The organism is Rhodococcus sp. T2V (genome assembly GCF_029269925.1).
Classification (GTDB): Bacteria; Actinomycetota; Actinomycetes; order Mycobacteriales; family Mycobacteriaceae; genus Rhodococcus_F; species Rhodococcus_F koreensis.
In genome coordinates, this window is the sequence record NZ_JARJBD010000203.1 from 1 (window position 1) to 5,100 (window position 5,100).

Sequence of the window (5,100 nt, forward strand, 5' to 3'; positions counted from 1 at the left end):
AAAACCCGGCTCGACACGCGGCGGTCGGCTGTCGGAAAATTCAGCACGCTCCTAGGTAGCCGACTACCCAATGTCTGCTCCGACCCGACCTCCACGACTCGACGCCACATGGTCCCCACACCCCACTGACGTCGACCAATGCCTCGACCGTCAGGTCCGGAATCTCCGTCGTTTCCCGGTCAGGCGGATACGCCGCCAACTGTGCTGGACTGTTCGGCGGATTGGTGCAACGCACACTTCGACTGGACATGTCGGTCGTAGAACGGACCACTCAAGCACAATGCGATTTCGAGGACCCCGGACTCGTCGCCAGGAGTTCTCGCGGCTCGGCAAGCCCTCAGCACGGGGTTGGTAGATGAGCGAATCGATGGTGTGGCGGAGCGTGGCGAAGAGCGCGTCGGTCGGACGACCAACCGACCGTTCGCGGGAAGGATCAGCCGAGGATCGTCACCCGCTAGTGCGGTGCCTCGCGCCCGACAGATCATTCGTCGGCTGCCATAGCTGCTTCATGAAGGCCACACGGGAATCCGACGGGGGCACCGTCATGAAACCAATTTCTTCAGAAGGAAAGACGCAGCCGATTCCGTAATTGCCGAGCCACCGGATGTCACGATGACTGGGCCTTTCCGGGAATAGGGCAGTCAGAGCATCGACCTTGCAGTTCGCGTGAATGACATAGTCGAGAAGTTGCGCCAAGGCCTCACGGACCTTGTCATGCGAGGCGGAGCTTTTCGCTTCGACGATCTCGGTGACACCCCCGGTCTCGCGAGGAAGCAGGTAGATATCGGAGAACCCCACCCTCGACTTCAGACGCTGTTGGCGCCGTTGGTCACCACAATCGAGGAGGAACTGCTTGTAGGACACAACGAGTCGCGATTCCGCACGATCAGCGACGAAGGCACCCGCATGCACAACTCGCGAAGTGCTGTCCGCGTTATGGGTTTCCCCTGCAACAACCTCACCCGGTTGCCAGGTCTCGGTGTCGGTGTCAACGGAACCATCGGACGCCTGGAGTTCGGTCGCCGTCTCGATCAGGAGACCGTCGAGGATCCGCTCAGCCCGGTCATTGTCGTAGAGTCTGGCACCCATGTAATTGTCCCCACCCTTGGAGGCGGGGGTGTCGGTGAGCTTCCGCAGATCTGTGTAGGGGATCTCGACCGGTTGAAAGCTGATGAGCGAATACACGTTCAGATACGGGCCGTGGGTTTCCTGCGGGGGCCACATCGCGTTGCCTGCCGCAGAATTCTTGAAGGAGCACCCGACTTCGCCGATCGCACGGACGTGATTCCGGCCGGTGAACAGGACAACGTCGCCCTGCTTCAGGCGGGCCATGATCTTGTCGTGATTGCGGGGCGTCGCCCAGAAACGGGCCGACCCGTCTGGGTGCAGATCAGCGAGCTGGTCAAATTCGCTGGCGGTCAAGGCATCCCTGAGCAGTCCGCGATCGAATGGGAACGGCTGGTCGAGTGTCTTGGCGTAATTCGCCCTCGCTTGGGCATTCCCGAAGGACGGCTGGATCAAGACACTCGATGCGCTCACTCGTCAACCCCCGTCAACTCGGTGTACTTGCGGCTCGAGCCACGGCTCAGAGCCACCGGGTACCGCTGCTCGTTGGCTGCGAGTTTCGCTTCAGCGGCGGCAAGGACATCAATGCCTAGCAGATTTGCCATCGTCTTCACCGACTCCGAAATCCCATGCAACCTGCGCTCCATTTCCCTACCATCGACCCTCGACGGTAGGTTGGCCGATTCTGATTCCTGCCACTGGAAGACTTCCAGAACCATGCCGACCGATCCACTGAGCCGGCACACTGCTTGGGCAAGGGACTCCTGTGTCCTCGGCACCGAGTCTCCCCCTTCCCGGCCGCTGCCGTCGTGGAAAGGTCCGAACGCTTCGGTCGGGTCAATCTGCAAAACGTCGTAGAGCCTCAGCAAGTAGAGAGTGACATCGGCGACCTCGTGTTGCACACTCGCAGTCACCGTGGTCGGGTTCGGTGACAGGTCCTCGCTGAACATCGGGGCGATCTCGAGGCAAAGTTCCCCGACCTCGCCTCCCAACGCCATAGCCAAGTTCTTCGGCGAATGGAACTGTTCCCAGTCCCGCGCGCGCACAAATGCGCGTTGCGTTGAGATCAGGTTCTCGAGCGTACTCACGACTCGTCACCTTAGTCGCCTTCCATGACACGATGCCCTAGCTCCTCCGCACACGGTGCGCGCATCACCCCTATATCACCAGGTCAACGGCAAGTTCCAATCTCAGATGCCTCAGATCGTAGTGGCTTCTGCCCATCCCCCGGCGAAGCAGCACGGGCCGCGGCGGGTTCTGTTCTGCGCCGCGTGGTCGATCTGCCCACCCTCAGAAGCGGCAGACAACCATGACGTGCACGTTGTCGGACATCAGCACGCACCACCGCTGCGAACACCCGCGAACCATCCTTCCGACCCGCCCGGGAAGACGGTCCCCGACTATCCACCGGACAGCAGCCATCCACCCGCGCACCACCAATCTGGAAGCGCGCGCCGCCGCAAACGAGGAATGCGGTAGTCGACTACTCGTGTCCTTTCCGGACGGACCGCAAAGACTTACCGATGCGAGCCACCGAATCGGCCCAGCGAAGCTACAAACCGAGAGAGGTATACGAAAATGCACGAGAACCAGCTCAAAGAGGCACTGGTCGAGATCACCCGGATTGCATCCGCGGTCGCACAGAACGATGACTCCGCCAACTCCAACGGCGACAGCAGCCAATCGAGCGGCTGCACCATCAAACGGCTTCCTGACAGACTCCAGAGACAGGCCGCATCGGTAAGCGCACAACTCAACCCCGCAAACGCACCCCTACTCGAACTGCTCACCGTCGGCACACCACCACCCGACTCGCCACTGGCCCTCACCCTGACCACAGCGAAATACTGGGGCCCATCCCAACGCGTGCTGTCAGTCAGCTTCATGGACTCGCCCCCAGCCGAACTACGATCACGCATCGTCAGTCACCTCAACGCATGGGCAACGACGACTAGCATCTCGTTCGCGGAAACCGCAGGGACCGGTGACGTGCGGATATCACGCGGAACCGGAGGATACTGGTCCTACCTCGGAACCGACATCACACTCGTACCGAAGAACAGACAAACGATGAATCTCCAGGGATTCACCATGAACATCAGCGAAGCTGAATTCCGGCGCGTCATTCGGCACGAAGCCGGCCACACACTTGGCTTCCCCCACGAGCACATGCGTCGTGAACTCGTCGCACGCATCGATCCGGCAAAGGCCTACCAGTATTTCCTCACCACCCAGGGTTGGTCGAAGGAGATGGTCGATCAACAGGTACTTACCCCCTTGAGCGACGCGTCGATCTTCGGAACACCAGCAGACCAGGATTCGATCATGTGCTACCAGCTGCCTGGATCGATCACGCGTGACGGTCTGTCTATCCGTGGCGGCACCGACATCAATGTCACTGACTTCGCCTTCGCCGGACTCGTTTATCCGAAGTGGAGCCACGCCGAACAAGCGCCGGCAAACCCAGTCGCCGAAGATAATTGGGACCCGAGCGAGGACGTGCTCGCCCCACTCTGAGCGCCGAGCAACTCACCGACCGCCGGAGAATGTGTATGAGCCTGTTCATCGAGATCCAAGATTCGTCTCGGCCGTTTCCCGACCACCTCGTCGTTCAGGTCGGCGACATCCTCCGGTTCGCCGCGTGCGGTGCACTCCTCGAGGGTGGGTCCTGCATCGAGATCCTCGGGATCCTCAGCGACGCGGTGGTTGGATCAGACGGTCAGGTTTTGCGTCCGCTGGGATCACCGAATGTTGTCCTGGTGCGGGCCCGGAGCGCAGGCCGCACCACAGTCGACATTGTTACTGGCGACCCGTGGGGCTCGACGGCGACCACGACGCTGACGATTGTCGTCGAGCCCTGACGGAACTGCCGCCGGAAGAGTCCCCGGAGGCCAGCTGGTGTTGCTCACTTTCACCCCGATTCTCCTGTGCGCTGCGGTGCATCCGCATCGGTCCAGCATCCGCATGAAAGCATGTAGTCCGCTGGTACGTGACGATGGAACATCTACGCACAGGGAAAAGCCCGGGTTTTCTGTCGAATCTACGGATCTACGGACCCATACTGGGGGCGTTGTCAGTCACCTGACCGATACCGAACGTCCCGTTTGTCTGATTTCATACCGGGGTGAAGAAGATGACCCTGGGGATGACAATGCTGGCCACTGCAGCCCTCATCACCGCCTGCGGAAGTAACGGCGCGCAGTCAAGCACCACATCGACTTCCACGGCATCCGTTGCGCGGCTTGTCGATGCGTCGAGCACACCGACGGCCACTGCCACTCCGACCACAGTGCGGGCTACGACTGCCGCTGCAGCACCGGTTACCACGACATCGGCTGTAGTCCAGCCCGTGGCTCCGGCCGTCGCTCCGCCGCCGCCCGCTGCCGTGGTCCCAGTGGATCCCCCGGCGCCAGTCCAATCCGAGCCGAAACAATCGGTGAGCTATGGGTCCTGCGCCGAGGCGAGGGCGGCCGGCGCGGCGCCGATGTTCAGGGGCGACCCCGGATACTCAACGAAGCTGGACCGAGACAAGGACGGCGTCGCCTGCGATAAGTGATGTCGGTTCTCAGCTGATCTGGCGGGGAGTTCTCACATATGCGGCGGAGGCTTCGCATCCGAAGTGGCGCAAGTGGCGAACCGCAACTCACACGTGTTGCAGCCCGCCGACGCGGTGCGACTGTCCCCAGGAATCCGCCAGATCCCGTGAGAAGGAGTTGATGACGACATGACCGAGGCAAGTGGCGAACCGCAGCTCACGGCAGGGCACCACCGCAAGATCGCTAGAGAACCGACAGGTCGCGTCGCCGGTCGTCGACGATCCGGATCCCGCCGCTGTCCTGTGACAGTTGATCGTCCTTTTTGTCACTCAATCTTGCTCGTGCTGCTCGCCTGCCACTACGGTTTGCTCGCATTCTGATCGTTCGGGCTGGATGGGAGCACGTAAACGAAGCTGCTGCCGAGTGCACGAAGGGCCATGTATAGCTGGTTGAGCTGGGCTTTGTCGATGCGGATGCAGCGATCTACCTCGACGCCGTC

At 61.3% G+C, this 5,100-nt stretch carries 6 protein-coding genes; 3 read left to right on the plus strand and 3 right to left on the minus strand.

The features are described 5' to 3' along the window. Nucleotides 1–447: 447 nt before the first annotated feature. On the minus strand, nt 448–1,539 hold the full coding sequence (locus P3H15_RS52895; RefSeq protein WP_276144644.1) for a hypothetical protein: 1,092 nt from the start codon (nt 1,537–1,539) through the stop codon (nt 448–450). Next, the gene (locus P3H15_RS52900) at nt 1,536–2,153 is read right to left on the minus strand and encodes a nucleotide pyrophosphohydrolase (RefSeq protein WP_276144645.1); all 618 of its coding nucleotides are present in this window, start codon (nt 2,151–2,153) and stop codon (nt 1,536–1,538) included. Before P3H15_RS52900 ends, P3H15_RS52895 begins: the two co-directional genes overlap by 4 nt. 490 nt (nt 2,154–2,643) lie before the next feature. Here P3H15_RS52900 and P3H15_RS52905 point away from each other — a divergent pair, with 490 nt between their 5' ends. Continuing rightward, nucleotides 2,644–3,582, plus strand: a complete 939-nt coding sequence (locus P3H15_RS52905; protein ID WP_276144646.1) for a M12 family metallopeptidase — start codon at nt 2,644–2,646, stop codon at nt 3,580–3,582. A gap of 35 nt (nt 3,583–3,617) precedes the next feature. Beyond that, nucleotides 3,618–3,926: a hypothetical protein gene (locus P3H15_RS52910; protein WP_276144647.1), complete on the plus strand. Its 309-nt coding sequence runs from the start codon at nt 3,618–3,620 to the stop codon at nt 3,924–3,926. Nucleotides 3,927–4,179: 253 nt separating this feature from the next. Here P3H15_RS52910 and P3H15_RS52915 read toward each other — a convergent pair whose 3' ends face one another. Next, a complete protein-coding gene (locus P3H15_RS52915) occupies nt 4,180–4,344 on the minus strand; it encodes a hypothetical protein (protein WP_276144648.1) in 165 nt (54 codons plus the stop codon). Nucleotides 4,345–4,501: 157 nt separating this feature from the next. On the opposite strand from P3H15_RS52915, the gene P3H15_RS52920 reads away from it, so the two are divergent. Beyond that, a complete protein-coding gene (locus P3H15_RS52920; protein ID WP_276144649.1) occupies nt 4,502–4,621 on the plus strand; it encodes an excalibur calcium-binding domain-containing protein in 120 nt (39 codons plus the stop codon). Nucleotides 4,622–5,100 lie beyond the last annotated feature (479 nt).